The organism is Nodosilinea sp. LEGE 07298, assembly GCF_015207265.1.
Lineage (GTDB): Bacteria > Cyanobacteriota > Cyanobacteriia > Phormidesmidales > Phormidesmidaceae > Nodosilinea.
In genome coordinates, this window is sequence record NZ_JADEXE010000007.1 from 1 (window position 1) to 20,951 (window position 20,951).

At 54.0% G+C, this 20,951-nt stretch carries 17 protein-coding genes; all 17 read left to right on the forward strand.

Annotation, left to right across the window (positions count from 1 at the left end; translation table 11 throughout):
* The first annotated feature begins 191 nt into the window (after positions 1 to 191).
* The 17 genes from IQ273_RS01735 (at position 192) to IQ273_RS01815 (ending at position 20,671) form a co-directional block, all read left to right on the forward strand.
* Positions 192 to 632: a hypothetical protein gene (locus IQ273_RS01735; RefSeq protein WP_194021456.1), complete on the forward strand. Its 441-nt coding sequence runs from the start codon at positions 192 to 194 to the stop codon at positions 630 to 632.
* A 780-nt stretch (positions 633 to 1,412) separates the two neighbouring features.
* Positions 1,413 to 4,061: an ATP-binding protein gene (locus tag IQ273_RS01740; RefSeq protein WP_228052223.1), complete on the forward strand. Its 2,649-nt coding sequence runs from the start codon at positions 1,413 to 1,415 to the stop codon at positions 4,059 to 4,061.
* 15 nt (positions 4,062 to 4,076) lie between these two features.
* Complete coding sequence (locus tag IQ273_RS01745; RefSeq protein WP_194021457.1) at positions 4,077 to 5,375, forward strand: hypothetical protein; 1,299 nt, start codon at positions 4,077 to 4,079, stop codon at positions 5,373 to 5,375.
* A 36-nt stretch (positions 5,376 to 5,411) separates the two neighbouring features.
* Positions 5,412 to 6,572 (forward strand): hypothetical protein, encoded by a 1,161-nt coding sequence (locus tag IQ273_RS01750; RefSeq protein WP_194021458.1) that lies wholly within the window; start codon positions 5,412 to 5,414, stop codon positions 6,570 to 6,572.
* Between the two features lie 124 nt (positions 6,573 to 6,696).
* On the forward strand, positions 6,697 to 7,377 hold the full coding sequence (locus IQ273_RS01755) for a hypothetical protein (RefSeq protein WP_194021459.1): 681 nt from the start codon (positions 6,697 to 6,699) through the stop codon (positions 7,375 to 7,377).
* On the forward strand, positions 7,374 to 9,059 hold the full coding sequence (locus tag IQ273_RS01760) for a hypothetical protein (protein ID WP_194021460.1): 1,686 nt from the start codon (positions 7,374 to 7,376) through the stop codon (positions 9,057 to 9,059). Before IQ273_RS01755 ends, IQ273_RS01760 begins: the two co-directional genes overlap by 4 nt.
* A gap of 9 nt (positions 9,060 to 9,068) precedes the next feature.
* The gene (locus IQ273_RS01765; RefSeq protein ID WP_194021461.1) at positions 9,069 to 9,875 is read left to right on the forward strand and encodes a hypothetical protein; all 807 of its coding nucleotides are present in this window, start codon (positions 9,069 to 9,071) and stop codon (positions 9,873 to 9,875) included.
* Positions 9,872 to 11,365 (forward strand): hypothetical protein, encoded by a 1,494-nt coding sequence (locus IQ273_RS01770; RefSeq protein WP_194021462.1) that lies wholly within the window; start codon positions 9,872 to 9,874, stop codon positions 11,363 to 11,365. The genes IQ273_RS01765 and IQ273_RS01770 overlap by 4 nt, the downstream gene beginning before the upstream one ends.
* A 10-nt stretch (positions 11,366 to 11,375) precedes the next feature.
* Positions 11,376 to 13,253 carry a type IV secretory system conjugative DNA transfer family protein gene (locus tag IQ273_RS01775; protein ID WP_228052224.1) on the forward strand — a complete coding sequence of 626 codons (1,878 nt, stop codon included), beginning with the start codon at positions 11,376 to 11,378 and terminating at the stop codon, positions 13,251 to 13,253.
* Complete coding sequence (locus tag IQ273_RS01780; RefSeq protein WP_194021463.1) at positions 13,253 to 13,459, forward strand: hypothetical protein; 207 nt, start codon at positions 13,253 to 13,255, stop codon at positions 13,457 to 13,459. Before IQ273_RS01775 ends, IQ273_RS01780 begins: the two co-directional genes overlap by 1 nt.
* A gap of 1 nt (position 13,460) precedes the next feature.
* Positions 13,461 to 14,456: a hypothetical protein gene (locus IQ273_RS01785; RefSeq protein WP_194021464.1), complete on the forward strand. Its 996-nt coding sequence runs from the start codon at positions 13,461 to 13,463 to the stop codon at positions 14,454 to 14,456.
* Between the two features lie 212 nt (positions 14,457 to 14,668).
* Positions 14,669 to 15,610 carry a dienelactone hydrolase family protein gene (locus IQ273_RS01790; protein ID WP_194021465.1) on the forward strand — a complete coding sequence of 314 codons (942 nt, stop codon included), beginning with the start codon at positions 14,669 to 14,671 and terminating at the stop codon, positions 15,608 to 15,610.
* Between the two features lie 165 nt (positions 15,611 to 15,775).
* Positions 15,776 to 16,624: an AraC family transcriptional regulator gene (locus IQ273_RS01795; RefSeq protein WP_194021466.1), complete on the forward strand. Its 849-nt coding sequence runs from the start codon at positions 15,776 to 15,778 to the stop codon at positions 16,622 to 16,624.
* A gap of 66 nt (positions 16,625 to 16,690) precedes the next feature.
* The gene (locus IQ273_RS01800) at positions 16,691 to 17,584 is read left to right on the forward strand and encodes an SDR family NAD(P)-dependent oxidoreductase (protein ID WP_194021467.1); all 894 of its coding nucleotides are present in this window, start codon (positions 16,691 to 16,693) and stop codon (positions 17,582 to 17,584) included.
* 73 nt (positions 17,585 to 17,657) lie between these two features.
* Positions 17,658 to 18,542, forward strand: a complete 885-nt coding sequence (locus tag IQ273_RS01805; RefSeq protein WP_194021468.1) for an SDR family NAD(P)-dependent oxidoreductase — start codon at positions 17,658 to 17,660, stop codon at positions 18,540 to 18,542.
* Between the two features lie 46 nt (positions 18,543 to 18,588).
* On the forward strand, positions 18,589 to 19,629 hold the full coding sequence (locus tag IQ273_RS01810) for an aldo/keto reductase (RefSeq protein WP_194021469.1): 1,041 nt from the start codon (positions 18,589 to 18,591) through the stop codon (positions 19,627 to 19,629).
* 190 nt (positions 19,630 to 19,819) lie between these two features.
* Positions 19,820 to 20,671, forward strand: a complete 852-nt coding sequence (locus tag IQ273_RS01815) for an SDR family oxidoreductase (RefSeq protein ID WP_194021470.1) — start codon at positions 19,820 to 19,822, stop codon at positions 20,669 to 20,671.
* Positions 20,672 to 20,951 lie beyond the last annotated feature (280 nt).

Consider the following 20,951-nt stretch of genomic DNA (forward strand, 5'->3'; position numbering starts at 1 on the left):
CGTGCAGTCGTTCTTCGAAAGGCGACCACTGCTACAGCGCTCATGAACGGGGGTGCTGACCTTCTCTCAGACCCTGCAATCCGCCAATCTAGCTGTCGCGTCACCTCTATGTACTTGACATTTGATACCTTCGGCAGTTACTTAAGTTGCTGCCCTGGTTTAGCGTCGGTGGTCTGGTTGGATTCCATCTATTGACAGCATCTCCTGTCCTAGCTATTGGTTCTGGCTTGGTTATGGCCGTCAGCCTTATCCTCCGTCGGGCTGCCAAGAAAGACAACTTTGCAAATCGCATCTTGGGCAAAATCAAAGGCCCTCGCGCAGTTCGCCTGGTTATTGGCGTTCTCTTCGGCTCGACATTGTGGATGAGACATACCAATCCGCTGTTTGCGCAGTTCTTCCAGGTGGCTGAGGACTTCTTTACAACCACTTTTCCTGACGCAGGGGATGTTGTTCCCCTAGTGTTTGGGGTAATTCGAGCGCTGTTTTTGCTTTATATCGCGGTTTCCCTTGTGCGCGTTATCCAAGCAGCCAGAAATGACGACGATTGGCAGCAGTTGGCCCGTGCTCCCATGATTATTGTCATGGCTGTGGTTATTGGGGATGTGCTGGCAACCTTGGTAGTTGGAGCCTAGTCTCTAGCGACCTCATATCTAAATGGTTGTGCAGTAGCCATTTAGATATGAGGTCAAATGACTGTACAACTTCATTCGGAGAGTAATTCCCAATGTTGGGACACCCCGACGATTTTGTCCCGGTAAACGGGGCGATCAATATGAAGCCAGGGTTTGGGCCGATTCCGGCAGACCAGCTGGTTCCCTGGTGTGTGATTGCCCTGTTTAACATCGTTATTGTCAATCGAATTTTTGGGGCTGGGTGGATACCGACGATCTTGTGCATCGGCTGGGGGGCCGCAACTTGGTGGGTGCTGACGGGGTCTGATGCATCACGTTTTCTTTCCAAGTTTCATTCACCTCCCAGATGGTGCTACGGCCATCTTGCCTATTTCACGCCACTCGCGCCGTACCCCGACCTGAATCCGAAACCGAGCAGGGGCAAGAAGACCAAAAAGGCTAAAAAGAATCCCAAAAAGGCAGAGCGAAGGAAGGCATGCACAACTTCCAGAACTCCCCAGAATCGGCCCAAAGTAGATTATTTCTGAGCAATGGGTTTAAGACAATTAGAGAGTCAATCGCATGGCACGTGGAAAGCTTGGGAAACGAAACACAAAATCTCTTAAGTCAACAAAAGATGGGTCGGCAAAGACGACGCTAAAGGCATTTGAAGATTTTTGCAGCCTTAGAACCTTTGTCAGATTTAAGATGAAAGGCCGGAGTGTAGGAGCAGCTCTTTTATCCCATAAAAATAGCTATCGACTGGTATTTGGATTTACCTGTCGGGGGCTACACGACACGTTGCGGTCTGAGCAGATTTTTCCCACGGTTGAGCGGCTAGAGTCTGGGCTTAAGGAACTGCCTCGTAATGGCACGATGACGGTTCAGCTCAGCAGCTTTGCTACCGATCGAGATCGCCAGACTGAGCTAGATGAGCTAATTGCGTCGGCCCCATCACCAGAAATCAAGCTGATTCTACTCAGCGAGAAGAAACGTGCCCAAGACCTTGCCAGTCAAGGGGTTCGTAAGGTCAAAACCATGACCATTTACTGTACCTATACCATTGCTGGAGATGATCGCGCCGGGGCCGAGGCCGACCCGATTGAGAGAGCACTGGCCTCCCTGGTGTCCTTTTGGGAAGGGTTTAAGGGTAAGGGCAAAAACGTCATCTTGAGGCGGTTTGAGGAGATGTTTAGCTCTGCCTTTGAAGAGGGCTATATGCGTTGGGAGTCTCTGCTGGCCATCAAGATGGGACTTGAAATTACCCCTATGTCTGCTGACGATCTTTGGGGAAAGACCTGGGATATTTTCAATACGAATCAGCCCCCGGATGTCCCCAATCCCCTCACGTTTGACGGGCATACTATCACGGAAGAGTCCACCAGCGAATACGATCCAAAATCGCTGTTGATCCAGGGCGAGGGCGGTGAGATGACCGTCCCCGATGCGGATCGTGCCTGGGTCAAGGTGAGGGGCAAATACGTTGCCGTCATGCCCTTTGTGGCAAAGCCTGCGGGGTTCTCCAACATGCGCGCCCAATTGAGGTATCTCTGGGATGTGCTGTGCCGCCATCAGGTGGTGGATACCGAGATTTTCTGCCAGGTTTCCCCGGCGAATCAGGCTATTGTCAAAACTCAAATGCAGCGGCTGATTAAACAGTCGAACAATGCAGCAACAGCAGCGGCTAGCTCCAACTCCATTGACGTGGGGGCTGCCCTCAAGGTGCAGAAGTCGGTGGATGCGACCGCACAAATTATCGAAGGTGCCATCCCCGTCAAGATTGCAACGGTGATGGTGATCCATCGCTCCAGCCGGGCCAGGCTGACGGAAGCCTGTCGGCACATGGCCGAGGGATTCCTATTGCCCGCGAAGGTGGTCAGAGAACCCGAGGTGGCTTGGCAGCAGTGGCTCCAGTGTCATCCCACGCTGGCGTGGGAGAAGCTGCTGATGTCCCCGTACAACCGGACCCAGACCTACCTCAGCAGTGAGGCTCCCGGCCTGATTCCGTTCACCATGACTCGCCAGGTCAGCCGTCAGGGCTTTGAGTTGATCGCCGACGAGGGCGGGAGCCCGGTCAAGATCGACTTTATTGGCGAGCATCGCAATATAGCTGTATTTGGCACCACCCGGTCGGGCAAATCGGTATGTGTGTCAGGGATGCTGTCGATGTTTCTGGCGAAGGGTTATCCCATCGTATGCCTGGACTATCCCAAACCGGATGGTACCTCCACCTTTACTGACTACGCTAAATTCTTGGGCGACCATGCCGCCTATTTCGATATTGGGCGAGAGTCCAACAACCTGCTGGAACTGCCAACGCTCACCGGTCTGAGCCCCGAAGATCGCGATGAACGAATGCAGGACTATGTCTCGTTCTTGGAGTCAGCCCTGGTCACGATGGTGTTGCCCTCCACCGAGAACCAGCAGCTGCTGGAGCAAACGGTGAGGAGCTTGATTGGCAGAGCTTTGAGTAAATTCTTTGTCGATGCCGAAATATTGAGTCGATACAGGGCGGCTGAATCGGACGGGTTTGGCAGTGAGGCCTGGAAACGGATGCCCACCCTTGAAGATTTTATTGAGTTCTGCTCCTTTGAGAAGCTAGAGCTGGAAGAAAGCGGGAGTGATGAAATTGCCAATGCCGCCAGCCACATCAAGCTTCAGCTCAACTACTGGTTAAAATCGCGGATCGGTAAGGCGATCGGTCGGGCTAGCTCCTTCCGCACTGACGCCCAGCTCCTGGTCTTTGCGCTGAGGAATCTGAGCAACGAAAATGAGGCTGCAATTCTTTCGCTCTCGGCCTATTCTGCTGCCCTTCGCCGCGCCCTGGGCAGCCCAAAGTCAATCTTCTTTATTGATGAGTCACCTATTCTCTTTGAATACAAAACGATCTCTCAACTGATTGGCCGCTTATGTGCGAACGGTGCCAAGGCTGGCATTCGCGTGATGCTGTCAGCCCAAGACCCAGACACCATTATGAGGTCAGTGTCTGGGGCTAAGGTCATGCAGAACATGAGCACCAAGATGATTGGCCGTATCCAGGCCGTAGCGGTGGACTCCTTCGAGACGTTGCTGGGCTACCCCAGGGAGGTGATCTCAAGGAATGCGACAGAGGCATTTTTCCCGAAAAGAACGGAGCTGTATTCAAATTGGTTGCTCGACATAGACGGGCAGTATCTCTACTGTCGCTTTTACCCTGGTGCCGTTCAAATTGCAGCAGTTGCCAATAACCCAGACGAACAAGAACTTAGAGATCTGATGCTCAGTCGCCTCCGGTATGAAGGCAAATTTAAGGCGATGGCCAGATTTGCTGAATGCTACGTCAACGCCATTCGTAATGGCGGAGGAATAGCCGATCTCGTTGAGCAAGAAAAAGCTTTGGTGCAACGCGAAGTAACCCACGTCTACCCATCAGTGGAACGTCCCTCTCGACCCTTAAGTTCAGTTAATTAGTTATGAGGCGGACCTATGAATCGGCAACTCTTAAAACCTGGATTATTCTCATTAACGCTGGTTGGCGCATTCACTATGGCGGTGGCCCAGGGGCAGCCAGTACAAGCTCAGGTCATAAATCAGACTGCCATCCCTGCTGACTCGACTGCAACATTCGCCCCGACCTCTACTACTGGCTCTATCCCTGGACTTGACTTGGGGGCGCTTGCCAATGGGGGCTGGGGGAGCGGTACGGGTAGCATTCTCAATGGCGACCTGAGCAGTATCCTCAACGGGGGAGGCTTAGGAGGCATTCTCAATGGCGACCTGAGCAGCATCCTCAACGGTGGGGGTCTGGGTAGCATTCTCAACGGCGACCTGGATAGCATCCTCAATGGCGGTGGCTTAGGCGGCATCCTCAATGGCGACCTGGGCAGCATCCTCAATGGCGGTGGCCTAGGCGGCATTCTCAACGGCGGTGGCCTAGGCGGTATCCTCAACGGCGGCTGGGGCAGCACCCCCACTGGCGGTGGCCTGGGTGGCATTTTGACGGGTGGTGGTGGGTCTAACAACCCTCTTGGGGACATTCTCAATGCCGGTGGCGGGTTTGGCGGCGGGGCTGTGCTTGGCCCCGGTGGTCTTTTCGGCGGTGGCGCAGGCGCTGGGCATCAGGCTAATGTCAATATCCGGACTCCAACCCTAGTGCAGGGGGTTGCGGCTCGTTCTCCGCGCGTTGCTACGGCGGCAGGCCGCTTTCTTGACAACATTCGAGGCGGCTTTGGAGCACCGCCTGAATTCATCACCGGCAGCTTAGGTGTCCCCGATGTTCTGGCATCACAGCTCGCGCTCACCGAAGCGATCGTATCGGGGTCAGAAAATGGTTCGCCTGGTGCCGCCTCGCAGCGGGTAGACCGGTTCAACATGAACCCGATCGCCCTGGCTGACACGGCGAGTAAAGAAGTCTCCCGTGCGGCGGCGGCAGGCTTCGCCAACTCTCTCCTTAGCGAGGAAGGTCAGGAAGCGATTGTGGCTGAAGTCAAGGCCACAGACGACACCTTGCAGGAAATCGTGGTTCTGGCTGAAGAGGCTCAGGACCTGGATGTAACGCAGGACATCATGAAAAGCCAGATTGCGGCCCTGGCGCAATCGTCTGCTATCGACGTGGCTCAGTACGGTCAAAACATTCAGATGCGGCAGCAACTGGCGGCTGACTCGCTGGTGCAGATTGAAGCCGCCCGAGAGCTATCTGCTCTCAACCGGGCGCAATCTCGGCAGGGCATGGCCCAGGCCGCTGAGGTGATCAACAGCTCGGCGGGCTTGGTGCTGTTTCAGTAACTCAACCCAGGCAACGGTTCTATTTGGGGACTGCAGATGAGCGTAATTTTCCCGCAGATTTTAGGAGTGCAAGGTGCTGGCGAGCTGCTTCGCCAGGGCTTTGAGATGAGCCGTGATATTGGCGATATCTACAGCCTGTATTGGACGCAGCTATTCACCTCGGAGCTCTATACCCAAATCACTGGCCTGGCGCTGATCTTTGCCGTTGGGGCGCTGGTCTTGTTTATGATGCGATTTGCCTATATGGCCGTGCATGAGGATGATTACCGAGAGCCGCTGAGAATGCTGGTGTGGCCGCTGATTGTGGTTGCCCTACTGAGCAATCAAGGAAACCTTTTGGGCATCTCTACGCGCTCTGTTCGTGACGTCATCAACCGGACGAATGAGCAGGTGCTGCAAGTCTCGATGTTGAACGTCACCCTGGAAGAAGCCATCCGGGGGGCGATCGCCAAGGGTGTTGTGGTCGCCGAAGTAGATGCCCAGGTGCAGCAATGCCAGTCTCTTTTAGGTGAGGCCCAGATCCAGTGTCTGGAAATGGCCTATGAGCAGATCGAGGCGACGGTGGGTGATTTCAAGCAGCATTGGCTGGTGACGGCTACGGGCGTTGCTGGCAGCGTTTTTCCTCAAATTGACATGACCTTGCAGATGGTGCGAGGGGCAATCGACGCCTACAACACTGACGGCAGTGTGGGTGATATTCTGCCGGGTGCATTTGGGGGGCTGATTGGTTCCCAGTCCCGTGTGATTATCCATGCCTTTTTGATGGCATTCCAGTGGGCGTTTGTGAATTTGATTCAAATTTCGCTCTTGCTCACGGCGCTGATGGGGCCGTTCGCGGTGGCGGCCAGTCTGTTGCCCTTTGGCGGCAAACCCATCTTTGCCTGGATAACCGGATTCTTGAGTCTGGGGTTTGCTCAGATGGCCTACAACATCATTGTCGGCATGTGTGCCGTCGTGATTATGAATGCCAATACCTTTGATACCAATGGTTTCCTGGTATTAATCGCCCTGCTGGCCCCGGCGCTGGCGCTGGGGTTAGCCAGTGGAGGTGGCCTGGCAATTTTCAACATCATGTTGGCCGGGTCAACGGGCGCTGCGACGATCCTGCTCAGCCGGATGGCGCTATCGACCACCCACGTCAGTACCAATCATTCCTCTCAATCGGCCTATCCAAGACTGCCCCAGGGGGGGCGTTGATTTCTGCCTGGATTGCTGCCGGTTGAGATTCCTTTGGCCGTAGACCCTGTAGGTAAATGAGATGACGTTAATCAACCCGAAAAGACAAGGTTTACTCGCAACCGAAAACCTCCTACCCCTCTTTGTGTTGCTAGCGCTAGTGCTGGGTGGCCTCAATCTGTTGCTGACGGCAGTGCTGGGGATGACGACCAGTCAAATTGCTAGAAAGCCTGTCCCGACGCTGGTGCAAACCATTGACGGCAATTCGTTTACGGTGAAGCCGATCGACAACCTGGATAGAACACCGGAGTCGATTCGCTTGTTCACTCGGCAGGCGATGACGATGTTGTTTACCTGGAATGGTGTCAGTCAAGCTCAGGATGCGACTGGGACGATCCAAACGACGACCGATGCAGGCGTCAAGGCGGGAAGTAACACCGTCACGACCAAGGCGTGGCAAGCAAGTTTTAGTCTTTCTGAAGACTTCCGGGCTTCATTTTTGGAGCAGGTCGGTGCATTGACCCCGAGATCGGTGTTTCAGGGGCAGGCGCAAAGCGTTTTCAATATTGAATCGCTGTCTGAGCCTCTACTAATTGCGCCTGGGTTTTGGGACGTAACCATGGTCGCGAACCTGATTATTTTTGATGTCAAAAATCCTGGTGGGATTGCGATTCCGGTCAACAAGGTGATTCGTATTCAGGCCGTTGAGCCCCCCGCTGACCCGATGGAGGCTGAGGCGACGGCAGTGCAGCGGGCCGTCTATCAGGTGCGTTCGGCAGGACTACAAATTACTGACATTACTGAGATGACGGAGGCGGCGAGATGACGACTGGAACTGAAAACGGAAATGGGGCGGCGATCGCCCCGAACACTGTAGATTTGCTGCTCGATGAAGGCGATCTCGATCGCGATGAGCTCTATGAGCTATCGGTTTTGGTGGGCATAGACCCAGAGAATGCCCCTTCTTATTCTGCTGCATTGGGTGATGAGTCGTTGGATGGTGTGGCGACCGACCCTGATAGCGAGGATGCAGAGGAGTTGGTTGACCGCGATGTGTTGGCCGGTCGTGTCCATGCAGACGGCAAGACCCGTACCCCGATCTGGGCTAACCCTCTGGTGAAGGCGGGTTCCGTCGCCCTGATTGGGGGGCTGTGCATGGCGGTAGTGGGTGGTGTTTTATCGGGTTTTCAAAGTGCCGGGAAGCGAGATTTAACCCCCACGGCGAGGCCAGAGCAAGCGCCGGAACCGCCTCCAGACCCGACTCAGTTGGCCCTAGAGCGACAGCGGCAGGAGATTGGGCAACTCAAGACGCGCAATGCCCTGGGGAATCAAACTCAGGCGTTGCAGCTCCACGAAGCTCGAACCAACGGTGAAGGGAATGATCCATCAGCCGCCGAGTTGCTAGCGCTGCGCAACCAGATGGCCCGCGCCCAGGCCGAACAGGAAGGGGGCGCTCAGCCTGCGCCGAATGCTCAGACTGCCGCTGCTGTCTCTCCCCAGGCCATGCAACCCACTGGGCCAGTGACTCGCCCTGCGCCGACCTATGCCCCTGCTGCGCCGCGTCCGGCACCAGCGCCTAGACCCAGCGCATCATCGCCGCCGCGACAACCCGTAGTGAATAGGCCTCCCCCGCCTGCCCCCGAAGTTCTTTGGGCCTCGTTGGCGGCGATGGGCAGCTATGGCACCGGCACGGGAATGGAACCCGCCTTTACTCCAGGCTCACAGGAACCTACGCCAGTAGCCTCGACCCCTTTGGCGGACTCGCCACAGCAGCCCGCAGCGGCTGGACCTACCGCGCAACTCGTCAGCAATCCACCTCCTGCGTCGTTGCAAATAGAGGAGGCTGCAATACTAGGGCGGACTCTGAAGCGAGTGGCTCCCGGCACCACTGCGGCGGCCAAGCTGGTTGCCCCCATTTATTGGGCCGAAGATTTGAGCCGGGAGCAGCAGAGTCAGCGAACGGCGATCGCCCTCAGTCAGCCACTTCTAGCTGATAACGGTGCTGTGGCGCTGGACGTTGGCACCGTGCTGGTGGCCGAGGTGTCTGTGTTGGCAGGCTCGGGGATGGTGGAGCTGTCGGTCACCGATGTGGTCACAGGCGAAAATGGGGTGAGCAAGGTGACGCCAGTGCCCCTGAATCACCTGCTGATCACGGGTGGCAACGGTAACCCTCTGATCGCCAAGGAGATGCGCAACGGTGGCGAGGTCAGGGCAGCACAGATGCAGCTAGCCGCCCTGGGCGCACTCGGCCATGTGGGCGAGCTGCTCAATCGTCCCCTGAGCCAGCAGACGATTATCGGCGAGGGAGCCAGTGCTGTCGCTACCGAATACGCCCCGGTCAATATCATTGCGGGTCTTCTGTCAGGCGCAGCTCAGGCTGTTTTACCCATTGAGCAGCAGCGAGTGACTCAACGCATTGACGACTACGACTCCCGCAACCGGATCTGGTTTCACGACACTGCGGAGGTGTCTGTGTTTGCCCTGAACGAATTTGTCTTTGAGCCGTAGGATGCCACGATGAAAGACCGGAACAGACTGCTATGCATAGCGCTGACGGCTTGTGCCGTGCCCCTCTGGTGGGTGATGTTGGGGGTACCTAGCTTGGCCCAGGGTCGCCCGCTGCGACAAGAGGTGCGGTTAGAAGCGGCTCAGGCCGGTACGGTACCGATCACGGTCTGGCCGGGGTCTGGGGCCAACCTCGACTTTTCTCGCCTGGGGCTGCGCATTTATCGAGCCTGGTTAGATGACCCCTCTAAGCTGACCATCGACTTTGACGCGCCCCTCGATGCCGGTGGTGCTCAGGTGGTACACCTCCGGCGCATTAAAGGTGTTTCGTTCCAGGGATTGCCCTCTGCCCCGGCTACCCTACTCTCTGTGGTGGCGCGGGATGCCTCCGGTACAGCTCACCTTTTCCAGTTTCCGATCGCCTATGGGTCTGGGTCAGCCGATTACTCGACGATCGCGGTGGTTCCTGCCCCGGCATCGGTTGGCCCTAGGGCCATGATTCAAGCCTCGACCATCCCTGGCCAGGGCGCTAATCCCTTAACGTTCTCCCACGGGATTGCGGCTCTGATTGAAGCTGGGACGATCGCCCCCAATGGTCCAATGCACCAAAGCCTGAGGGCATTCTTGGCGTTGATCACTAACGGCGTGCCGGTGGCAGAGGCATCGGCTCAGACTGGTGTGAGCCTGGAGGTAGTGCAGGCGGTAGTCATGCGAGGGCTAGAGCAGCAGCGCCAATCTATTCTGAGGCCAGGTGGTGCCCCTGAGGATGCGGATGCAGCACCCTTCGACCCGGCTGAGGCGGCTGGGGGTGACGAATGATGGGGCGGGTAACCTGGCTCCCGGCGTCGATTCTTCTGGGGGCGCTGGGGGTAGTGTCTGGGGCCGGTGCGATTCCCTTTTGGGGAGGCTTCGCCAACGCATCCCCACTCAACCCAGCCCCTGCTCAGGAGGCGCTGGCCCAGCCCGAGGCCCAGAGAGAGGCTACATCGGAGGCGGGCCTGACTGCCGCTGATTTTAATCTACCGCTGGGGGTGCTGCGGATTGGCGATCGCCAGGCGGCCATGCCCGACTGGCGGCTGATTGCTTTCTCTGACCTGCCCGTGTTGGCAGAGTATGGAACATGGGGGTCGGTGTCGTGGCAGCGGGGCAATGCGATCGCCGATGTGCTGACGGTGGGCGATTTGCAAGGTGGGTTTGACGTCCACCTACTGACGATTGCCGCGATCGCCGATCAGCTAGGGGTGTATGCCAGCACGGGCAGAGATGGAGGGATTAGAGCTATCCCCTTAGACCAGTTTGGGCTGCTGAACTATCAAACGCTCTCGTCCTTGGTGAGAGCTACTCCGGCCCTCTTGTCTGTCAAGGTGAGTGACTCTCGGTTGGTCAAAGACCTGATTGCCATCGTTGACCCCACGTTCGTCGCGACCGGTGGCACCACCCTGGGCGAGCTGATCAAGCAGCAGCCAAAGTATGGCGAAATCAGCTTGTCCTATCTCGACTTGGCCAACTACACCATCGGTGAGCTGCCGGGAATTGAGATTGCTCCGATCCAGAACTTTAGCCAGTGGGAGTCGGCCAAACTGACCGAGGTGCCGCTGCTCGAACACCTCAGCCTATGGACGCTGCCGGGCAAAATCGGCGTGCAGGGTGAGATCGCGATCGCCACCGTGCAGGAGGCCGACGAGGGTGCCCTCGAAGTAGTCTTTTCGGCCCCAGAGTCAGCTTCAGGGCAGGCAAGAACGCTGCGCTGGCGGGTCGGACAGCTCCAGATGGGTGGTCTCGGGACGGGCGACCTCCCTACCGTCAATCAGGGGTTAGAGCATCTGGGTGCCGCCATCTACAACCCGTCGTTCAAGGTAGTGCCGCATCGGGTGTCCCGCGACGAGATCCAGCTGGTGGCCTACTTCAGAACCTGTCGGCGGTCGGGAGAGAGCACGGCGGCGGACTGTTCGCCCTACGGCATTGGCCCAATTCCCTTCATGGTAGTTAAGCCAGGGGATGCCGTCTTTTTGGGCCAGCAGGCCTTTGGCGCTATTCCCTACAGCCCCACCCCAAAGCCCCAAGCTCTGGCCCCAGAGGAGTCGAGCCCGGTGACCCAAGCAATTGAAGCTCTGGCTGATAATCCAGGGTCAGTTGGACTGGTGGCATTTTCATCAACCCTCGCCCTGGCGCTGGTCTGGGGGCTGTGGAAGGGCAACCCGGCTCACTTGTTCACCCTGCTGGCTCAGCTAACTCGCGTTCTGCGGCCTATCCAGAAACATTCATCGACTCGATCTCGACCTAACCCCAAGGGCCAGAAGAAGGCCTAGGTAGCCCAGTATGTTTGCCACCGATCGCTCGCTTACAGCACAGGCTCCCCCGGCCCGATCAACGGCCCTAGAGTCAGTGGGGAATTCGATCACCCCGGCGCTCAAACCGCTGATGGGCAGCAATGGCATCATCCTGGGTGCGATCGCGCTGGTGTTCATGGTCATGCAGATCATGAAGGGCCGAGGAACCAGCGGCAAGATTGCCAGGGGCAGCGTCAGCGGTGGCGCGGAAAAGGCGCGGGCGAGAAAGCGGGCGATCGCCCAGATCAAGGCCAAGAAACACAATTCCGTGGCCCTCTATATTGGCTCCCTGCGCCGCAACAAACAGGGTAAGCCCCGCAATGCCAAGGCCCTCTTTCTGCCGGATGTGCAGCGGGGGGTGGCGATCGCGGGTGGCCCTGGCTCGGGTAAGACCTATTCGGCGATTAACCCGCTGATTCGCGCGGCGCTCGATGAAGGGATGCCTGCCCTGGTCTACGACTTCAAATATCCAGGGCAGGCCGAGTGCCTGGTGGCCTACGCCGCTCGCCGTGGCTACGACGTGCGCATCTTCGCGCCAGGCTACCCCGAGTCTGAGGTCTGCAACATCCTCGACTTTATGGCCGATGCCGACGATGCCTTGATGGCCCGGCAGATCGCGTCGGTGATGAACCGCAACTTTGCCCGCTCTAGCAACAGCTCCGAGGATAAGTTCTTCGCCGATGCCGGTGACCAGCTGACCCAGGCCATTCTCATGCTGGCCAAGGGGATGCCCAACCCCGATTTGATGACGGCCAGCGCCGTGCTGGGTCTCGACGCGCTGCCCGCCCGCATTATGGAAGGCAAGCGCTTGGGGGAACTGGGCAGTCTGCCCCAGGGCTGGCACATTTCCCACTGGGTGTATTACGCCTTTTCTCAGCTCTTGCAGCTGAAGGACTCTGAGAAAACGGTGGCTGGGGTGATCGGTACCGCCAGCAAGGTGTTTTCTCGGTTCATGGCCCCCGAGCTGATCTCGACCTTTTGCGGTCAGACTACGCTGCCGATTGAGCTGTCCGGTAAGCAGCTGGTGATTCTGGGGTTAGACAGGCGCAGGCGTGAGGCCGTGGCTCCCCTGGTAGCCACGGTGCTGCACATGATGGTGACGATGAATGTCACGAAGAAACGCAGCGATCCGCTGCTGCTGGCCATTGATGAATTGCCGACCCTTTACCTGCCCTATTTGACCCAGTGGCTCAACGAAAACCGCTCCGACGGCTTGTGTACGGTGATTGGCTTTCAGAACATTACTCAGCTAGAGGATGCCTATAAGCGAGAGCAAGCCAGGGCGATTTTGGGCGGTTGTGCCACCAAGGTGTTGTTTAACCCGCAAGACCCGGATAGCGCCCGGATGTTCTCGGATTACCTGGGTGAAGAGGAAGTGACGATCAAGCAAAAGTCGCGCAGCAGCGGCGGCAAAGGCGGAGCCTCTCACTCGACTAGCGACCATTTGCAGAAGCGCCCCATTGTCGAGCCTGCCCAGTTCAACCGGCTGCCGGTGGGGCGGTGTGTGCTGATTAGCCCTGGTTTTTGCCGCAAGGATGAGACATCGATTCCTTTGATTTCTTCGATCAAGGTGCCCAAGGCTGACGTTGTCGATGATGACTGGAGCGTCAAGACCTGGCCCAAGGTGAAAGCGAAGCTGGAGGCCCGTACCCCGCAGTCGCTGGGCGATAGCGATCGCGCCCGGCAGGAGATTGCGATTCGCATGGCGATCGCTGCGGAGCTGTTGCCGCTGCCGGTCGATGGTGAGGGCGCTGAAGCGTCGGGGGGTCGGTTTAACGGTGGGGTGCCCTCCATTTTGCCGACGCCGAAGGCTGGAGCACGGGTGATCAACGCAGCGGCATTGATGGAATTCACGGAGGCATTCTAATGGCAGACCCCAGCTACCCCCTCAATGGCATTGACCCCGAAATGGTGAAGACGGTGAACCGGATTGTGGCGTACATCACGGGCCAAGCCCCGATGCCCATCATGATGGATGCAGCTCCTACTCAGGCTTCCTCAGATACCCCGGTACCACAGGCCAAAGCGCCTCTCCCCGAAACCTCGATTCCAGACCCATGGGAGGACGGTTGATATGGCTGGACTGGAAGAAACGACGGGGGTGCACGGGCATGATGGCGATAAGGCCGAGCACTCTATCCGTGACGTGATGAGTGGAATTTTGGCGGCTATTGCTTTAATTCAGGGGCGACGGGTGGTCGTTCACGATTCTCCCTCCTCCATCGTAGAGGAGGGGGAGGAGCTACGGCCTCTAGTGTCTGAGATAGCGCTAGAAGGTGCCCCAGAGCGCCTGGGGCTACCAGCGGGGCCGATTCATGCTGAGCAGGGGAAGGTGCCCAAGGGCCTGAAGCTACATCCCCCGACCGATTTGGTGGCTACCCCTGGACGCTCTCCCAGGGTGCAAGGGATAGTGCAGATTCAGGTGGGTGACTCGGTGTTGTTGACCACCGAGGGCACTCTGGCTGTAGATCTGATGCAGCACGAACAGGTGAATCCTGGGTTTATTGAGGGGTTGAAAAGGGCGGCGGAAGATCGCGACCTGCCTGCTGATGCACCAGCGGTTTCGGTGTTTCGGGATGGCAAGCTGGAGTTTTACCGAGATGGTGAGCAGAGGATTGCTTCGCCTACCTTTCGGAGGGAGCATGATGCCTCGGTGATGGATGCGGATGTGGTTGAGTCTAAACCAGCTTTAGCTAAAGCTAGTTTAGGGTCGGTGGGAGGGGAGGCTGATGGTGGCCCTGCTGATGCGGTAGGTGGGCAGCAACTGGGAGTGGGGAGTTTGTTGTCTCGGGTGATGGATACCTGTTTTGACCCAGGGGGTGGCCCGGCTAAGTTAATTGGGGCTGACTATGAGGTTGAGCGCAGCGCAGATCGCTCGATCTCACTGCGGGCAAAGGTTGGGAGAGGGCAGATTTTTGCGGCGGATGCGGCGGGTGTGACGACGCAGAATGATTTGACGGGGGCGGATTTTGAGCGGCTGCGGGTGATTGAGCAGATTGCAGTGCGGCGGGGGGTGAGTGCGATCTCGCCTGCGGTTGCGCCGCCCACGGGGGGGATTGAGTTGGACTAGCTAGCCATTGTGGTACCACGATAAAGAATTGCTGAAGTCATCTTGATAACACCCCACTTTTGGGAGTTATGCAGAATTTTTTCAGTCTAACTACCCTTTTCGAGGCGATATTCAACTCAAAATCTGGCTAATCACCCTGATTGGGGGTGTTATACAGAGTACAGAAAGAGAAAGCAGGCTAAACACAAGTTATCTCGCTTAGGTTTCGGGTGGTGGCAGTAGTTGAAAGCGGATCTGTTAACATTCAAAGCATCGTTAGACTCAGCACAGTCATGAATAGAAACAAGTTACTGTCCTTGCTCGGTGAAATGCCCACAAAAGCTGAGTTAAATCTCAAAGTACATGAGGAAGTCGATTGCGGGTCATTCATTCGTCAGAAAATTAGCTATTCATCGGAAATTGGCGAAATTATTCCTGCATTTCTCTGCATTCCCAAACACACACTAACATCCCTTCCTGCCATCTATTGCTTCCATCAACACGCGGGGAACTGGCAACGGGGTAAAAGCGAAGTCGTCGGGCTTGCGGGTTCTCCTGACCAAGCTTATGCAAAAGAATTGGCAGAACGAGGCTATGTCACGCTTGCTCCTGATGCAATTTGCTTTGAAGAGAGAGCAAAGCTAGACGATCCGATTCGATATCATGTTCACCAACTGCATACAAGGTTGATGAGCGAGAAGACCCTACTTGGCAAAGTGTTGTTTGATATTTGTGCAGGCATTGATCTGCTAGAGAATCTACCGGAAGTAGATGCAACACGAATTGGCTTCATCGGTCACTCCTATGGGGGTAGAACTGCATTGTTCGTCCCAGCATTTGATAAAAGGATCAAGGCATCAGTAAGCAACTGCGGTTCTACAACGTTCAAAACGATGTTGGTACAAGATACTGGAATTCAATTTGATTACGTTATTCCAGATTTTCTGAAGTGGGGTGATATTGAAGATGTTGTGCGATTAGTTGAACCATGCAACTTGTTAATTCTAGGTACAGACGACGATCGGTGGAGTCGAAATATAGAAGAGATTTATGAGTATGCAAAATCGGCATTTATTCAAGGTGAACTTGAGCGGCAAGTTTATGCTGGAAAGCATTGTTTTTCCGAGGAGATGCGTGAAAGAGCCTATAAATTTTTGGATAAGCACCTAAACTGATGTGTGGGGTCAGCGAGATAACAATTCTGTTGGAGCGGCGAGCAATGTCTTCACGCTTCGTTTCGGTTTTATCTACCGCCGCTCAACAGACCCGTTAGCTAGCTAAGTTATCAGTAGGAACCTGACCGAACAGTTGTCTGTGGGACGCAGCATTAAATTGCTTTTATGAAAAACAAAGCAGCAGAAATATCCATTCATGCCTGGGAATCAGATGGCATTTTACTAGAGCGATATGCTTACACATCAGGTTCCGTAGAGCCGCTTCTAAGACATTCCCATGAAGAGTATCAGTTTGGTTTGAGTTTTAACTGCCAAGGTAAATATCACTATCGCGGTGCATACTATTCCATCCCTCCTGGAAGTTTGAGCGTGATCCATTCAGGCGAGATCCATGCGCCGAGCGATCGCACTTATCTGGCCGCACCCGCCCATTTTGCAATGATGCATATCAATCCAAAATGGGTACAAAAGGTTGCTGATGAAATGGCTGAAAAGCCTGTCAGTCTTCCTTTCTTCTCAACAGCATTTCTTACCGATACAAAATTGAATCATTTGTTTTTAGCATTGCAGACAGTGGCAAATCAGAGTACTTCTAAATTGGAGCAAGATATAGCCCTTGGGGACTTCCTCTCCTATCTGGTTCAGCATTACGTTTCAAATAGTTCTTTCGTTCACCCTTTGAAGTCAGCCCATGCATCTGTAATGGTTGCCCGTGAGTATCTTCATGCTCACTACACCGACGATATCTCTCTGGAGTCGTTGGCAGCGATCGCTGAATTAAGCCGCTTTCACTTCTGTCGCGTCTTTCGTCAAACGTTAGGCGTATCTCCCAATGTTTATCAAACTCAACTGCGAATTGCTCAGGCGAAAAAGCTATTAATACAGGGAATCCCAGTTTCAAAGATCGCTGAAATGACAGGTTTTTATGACCAGAGTCACTTTGGTTGGCACTTTAAACGTCAAGTTGGCGTCACGCCCAGACGGTATGTCAGCAAAATAGCAATAACTTCCTAGACTGATGAAAGGCATTTGCTATACCCTCTTACTGTTTATTGAGTTGTGAGAAAGGGAGAAGGAAGGATGTCAGATGTCAGTCGCCGTCAAATGCTAACGACTGGAGCGGTTGGGATTGCTGGATTTGCAGCGGCAATTGCAACTCAATCGGCTCAGGCAAATACTCAAGATCCGCCTGAACCTCAAACCAGCGTGAATCCCAACGGTCGCTTTACAGGTCAAGTGGTGCTGATCACCGGAGCTACATCAGGAATTGGAGAAGCTACTGCACGGGCATTTGCTGCCGAGGGTGCTACTGTTCATTTTTGCGGTCGGCGCGAAGTGTTGGGAGAGCAAGTGGCTCAAAGTATTCGGGATGCAGGCGGCAAAGCTATCTATCAACGAGCCGACGTCCGAATTGAGGATGATGTAAAAGCGTTTGTCAATAGTTGTGTGGAGCAGCATGGGCGCATCGATATTGCCTTCAATAACGCTGGCATCTTTATGACTCCTGCTGAAATCCAAGACATTCCATTGGATAACTTCATAGACATCTTGACAACTAACACTGTAGGCGAGTTTCTCTGCCTGAAGTACGAAATCCCGCAGATGCGGCGGCAAGGCGGTGGCAACATCATTAACATGGCATCAGTGGCAGGACATGTGGGCTTTCGTACAACGGCTCACTACAATGCCAGTAAGCATGGAGTTATTGGATTAACAAAAGCGGCTGCCCAAGAAAATGCTGATCATAATATTCGCATCAACTCAATTTCACCCTTAGCAGTCGATACACCGCAGCTACGGGAGTCCTTTGCCTTTCAGGGAATTACCTACGAACAGGCAGTTCAAGGCTTTGTGACGAAGCGGATTATGACGACCCATGAAATGTCAGAAGCCGTTATGTTCTTAGCGTCTAATCAAGCAACATCAATGACGGGCATGGATTTAGATGTTACGGGGGGGCAGTTAGCAGGTTAGAACCTTCGCATATTAACTCAACCTGGTTAATCGAAAAAAACCACTACAAGCAATTCCACAAGGAGTCATATTCATGTCTAACCTCTCACGTCGTCGTATTCTCACCACAGGCGCACTGGGAGCCGCAGGACTGGTCGCAACTGCGGCTTCGCAATCGCAAGCCACCGCACAAACGTCTGCGATTTCTGAGACAGCGATCCCTAACCCAAGTAGCAAATTCCAGAATAAGGTTGTGCTGATTACAGGAGCCACCTCTGGGATTGGAGAAGCCACCGCACGGGCATTTGCAGCGGAGGGGGCAAAGGTTTTCTTTTGCGGGCGACGGGAGAATTTGGGACAAACCGTTGAGCGCGAAATTAGAAGTGCGGGTGGCGAAGCGACTTACGTGCGGGCAGATGTGCGGCATGCAGAGCAAGTCAAAGCGTTTGTGGATGCGTGTGTCACCCAACATGGTCGTTTGGATATTGCCTTTAATAATGCCGGAACCGATCATCCACCTCACAGAATTGCAGACACCCCAATTTCCGAATTTGATGACTTAATGAACACCAACGCTCGTGGCGTATTTTTGGGGATGAAATACGAAATTCCTTATATGCTTGAGGCAGGTGGAGGAGCCATTGTCAACATGGCAAGTATTGGTGGATATCGTGCCTTTCCCAATATTGTGGGATACGGGGCAAGTAAAGCGGCTGTAATTCACATGACAAAAGCAGCAGCCCAGGAATATGGAAACTTGCGAATCAATGCGGTGTTGCCTGGAGCGATCGACACCGCCATGCTGGATCGAGTCAAGCGCGATTGGCAAGTGACAGAAGAACAATTAGTTCAGCCCTACCCCATCCAGCGAGTCGGACAACCTGAAGAAGTTGCAGCAATAGTACTCTGGTTAGCATCGGATGATGCGTCCTATGTGTCTGGAGGACAATTCAGTGTAGATGGAGGTGGACTTGGGTAAGGTTCATAGTAATCGATTGGGCGAATCAGCCAAATTAGGAGAAATCATGCAATACACCACCCTTGGGAAAACTGGCTTGGTTGTTTCTCGCCTATCTTTTGGTGCCATGACCTTTGGTGAAGGGCAACTCGTTCCGGGAGTGACCAACAGCATTGACCAGGCGATGGCGGATCAAATGATCGGTCGCGTTATAGATGCTGGGATCAACCTGTTTGATACAGCCGATGCTTACACCAATGGACAATCGGAAATCATGCTCGGCAAGGCCCTTGCGAATCGTCGAGATGAGGTCATTATTGCCACAAAATCAGGCTTTCGATCGGGCAATGCCATTACCGATGCAGGGTCGTCTTATCGTCATATCATGATGGCAGCAGAAGCCAGTCTGAAGCGGTTAAACACGGACTATATCGATCTCTATCAGATTCACATTCCTGATCCGATCACGCCATTAGAAGAAACCTTACGCGCTTTAGATGATCTGGTGCGACAAGGTAAAGTGCGCTATATCGGCTATTCCAATTTTCCAGCGTGGAAAGCAGCAAAGATGGTGGGCATTCAGAAACACTACAACTATGCTCAATTTATCGCAGCCCAAATGTATTATTCGTTGCTGGGACGGGATTTGGAACATGAAGTCGTTCCGTTTGCTGAAGATACAGGCATTGGAGTATTGGTGTGGAGTCCGTTAGCGGGTGGTTTTTTAAGCGGCAAATATACCCGCGAAAACCCAACGCCAGAGGGAGCAAGACTGAACGAGTTCAAACTGCCACCGATCGATGTGGAGCAGGGCTATGACGTAGTGGATGCGATCAAGTCAATTGCTCAAGCCCATAGTGCATCTCCTGCCCAGATAGCGATCGCCTGGATTCTCACCAAACCTTTTATTTCTTCAGTTATCGTTGGTGCAAATAAAATGCACCAGCTTGAAGACAACTTGAAAGTTGTGGATCTCACGCTCTCTGCCTCAGAGATTGATCGACTGGATACTCTCACTGCTCCACCAGCACTTTATCCTGGTTGGATGCAAGCACTGGGATGGGATGCTCAAGTCAAAGCAGCATTTGATCCAGATTCCAAGAATTAGTGAAAGAGTTGAATTGGCAATAGGAGCGATCGTAAGTGCCGTCAGCTAACAACGCCCATGCACGCCGACCGCCGAAAGGTGATCAGGGATGATGCAGAGGTTATCTGCGGCGGGTGATTGGTACCGTTATGCTGCTCTAAGTTATCAGTAAGGCTATTCTTTAAAGCCTATTTGTCAAGGAGAAATCTTCGTGATCTTCGTAACAGGCGCAACTGGAAGGGTTGGAGGCAAGCTGGTTGAATCACTTTTGCGATCAGGAAAAAGGGTAAAGGTGTTAGTCAGAAATCCACAGAAAGCAACAATCTACCAAGCCCTGGGAGTATCAGTTTTCCTGGGTGACCTCAACCAATCAGATCGTTTAGAGGAAGCATTATGGGGGTGCGATCGCCTTTTTTCAATTCCTCCCAATACGATGAATCAAGCGGAGCAAGAGATTCAACTTTACCAAGCAGCTAAACGTGCTGAAATACGGCATGTTGTCAAATTATCTACTGTTAAATCTGACCCCGAATCACCCTGCCAGTTTTTTAAGCAACATGCGATTGCAGAGCAATACCTAAAACAATCCGGTATCAAATTTACAATTTTGCAGACAAACTCGTTTATGCAAAACTTTCTATGGTTCGCTCATGAGATGAAGACAAAAGGTACATTAGCTTTGCCCATGAGAGACGCAAAAACCGTACCAATAGACATTCGTGATGTTGTGCGTGTTGGATCTGCAATTTTGACAGAGGAAGGACATGAGGGGAAAACGTACAATTTAACGGGTTCAGAGCTACTCTCATTGCAAGAGATTGCTGAAAAGCTCTCTATAGTCGCCAATCAAAAGATTACTTACATTGATGCCTCTCCATTGGATTTTAAGCAAACCCTAATTCGATTGGGTGTTCCAGAGTGGTTTGCTGAGGCGGTAACTACATCTTGGCAAATCGCTAGCAAAGGAAGACCAACCCTTACTGACACGGTTACTAAAGTTGGAAGAGAGCAACCAATTACTTTTAATGAATTTGCTTGGGATTATAAAGCAATATTTACCTAAGAGTAGCTGCCAGCAGTCCAACACATCGGTAGAGCGGACAGTTAAAACTTGTGTGCAAGCCGAGCATGTCTGCTGCCGCTCACCTTTGCCGTTAGTGCAGCCTTGAAGGGGATGAGCAAGTGTTTTCCACGCTAGCTTCGCCATCATGTCTGCGCATAGAAAAAACGAGCCTGTAACTTTCTAGCGCAAAATTATCAGTTCTTCATCTCCCCCATATCGCACGCCATATAGTAGCCATATTGCCCCACTACCGTTCAGGTATCAGCGCTCCGCGTATCCT

Bases quoted from the DNA above. Each gene is read 5' to 3' on its own strand.
- IQ273_RS01745 (WP_194021457.1), top strand. From the start codon at position 4,077: ATGAATCGGCAACTCTTAAAACCTGGATTATTCTCATTAACGCTGGTT.
- IQ273_RS01750 (WP_194021458.1), top strand. From the start codon at position 5,412: ATGAGCGTAATTTTCCCGCAGATTTTAGGAGTGCAAGGTGCTGGCGAG.
- IQ273_RS01785 (WP_194021464.1), top strand. From the start codon at position 13,461: ATGGCTGGACTGGAAGAAACGACGGGGGTGCACGGGCATGATGGCGAT.
- IQ273_RS01800 (WP_194021467.1), top strand. From the start codon at position 16,691: ATGTCAGATGTCAGTCGCCGTCAAATGCTAACGACTGGAGCGGTTGGG.
- IQ273_RS01770 (WP_194021462.1), top strand. From the start codon at position 9,872: ATGATGGGGCGGGTAACCTGGCTCCCGGCGTCGATTCTTCTGGGGGCG.
- IQ273_RS01805 (WP_194021468.1), top strand. From the start codon at position 17,658: ATGTCTAACCTCTCACGTCGTCGTATTCTCACCACAGGCGCACTGGGA.
- IQ273_RS01760 (WP_194021460.1), top strand. From the start codon at position 7,374: ATGACGACTGGAACTGAAAACGGAAATGGGGCGGCGATCGCCCCGAAC.
- IQ273_RS01765 (WP_194021461.1), top strand. From the start codon at position 9,069: ATGAAAGACCGGAACAGACTGCTATGCATAGCGCTGACGGCTTGTGCC.
- IQ273_RS01780 (WP_194021463.1), top strand. From the start codon at position 13,253: ATGGCAGACCCCAGCTACCCCCTCAATGGCATTGACCCCGAAATGGTG.
- IQ273_RS01795 (WP_194021466.1), top strand. From the start codon at position 15,776: ATGAAAAACAAAGCAGCAGAAATATCCATTCATGCCTGGGAATCAGAT.
- IQ273_RS01775 (WP_228052224.1), top strand. From the start codon at position 11,376: ATGTTTGCCACCGATCGCTCGCTTACAGCACAGGCTCCCCCGGCCCGA.
- IQ273_RS01810 (WP_194021469.1), top strand. From the start codon at position 18,589: ATGCAATACACCACCCTTGGGAAAACTGGCTTGGTTGTTTCTCGCCTA.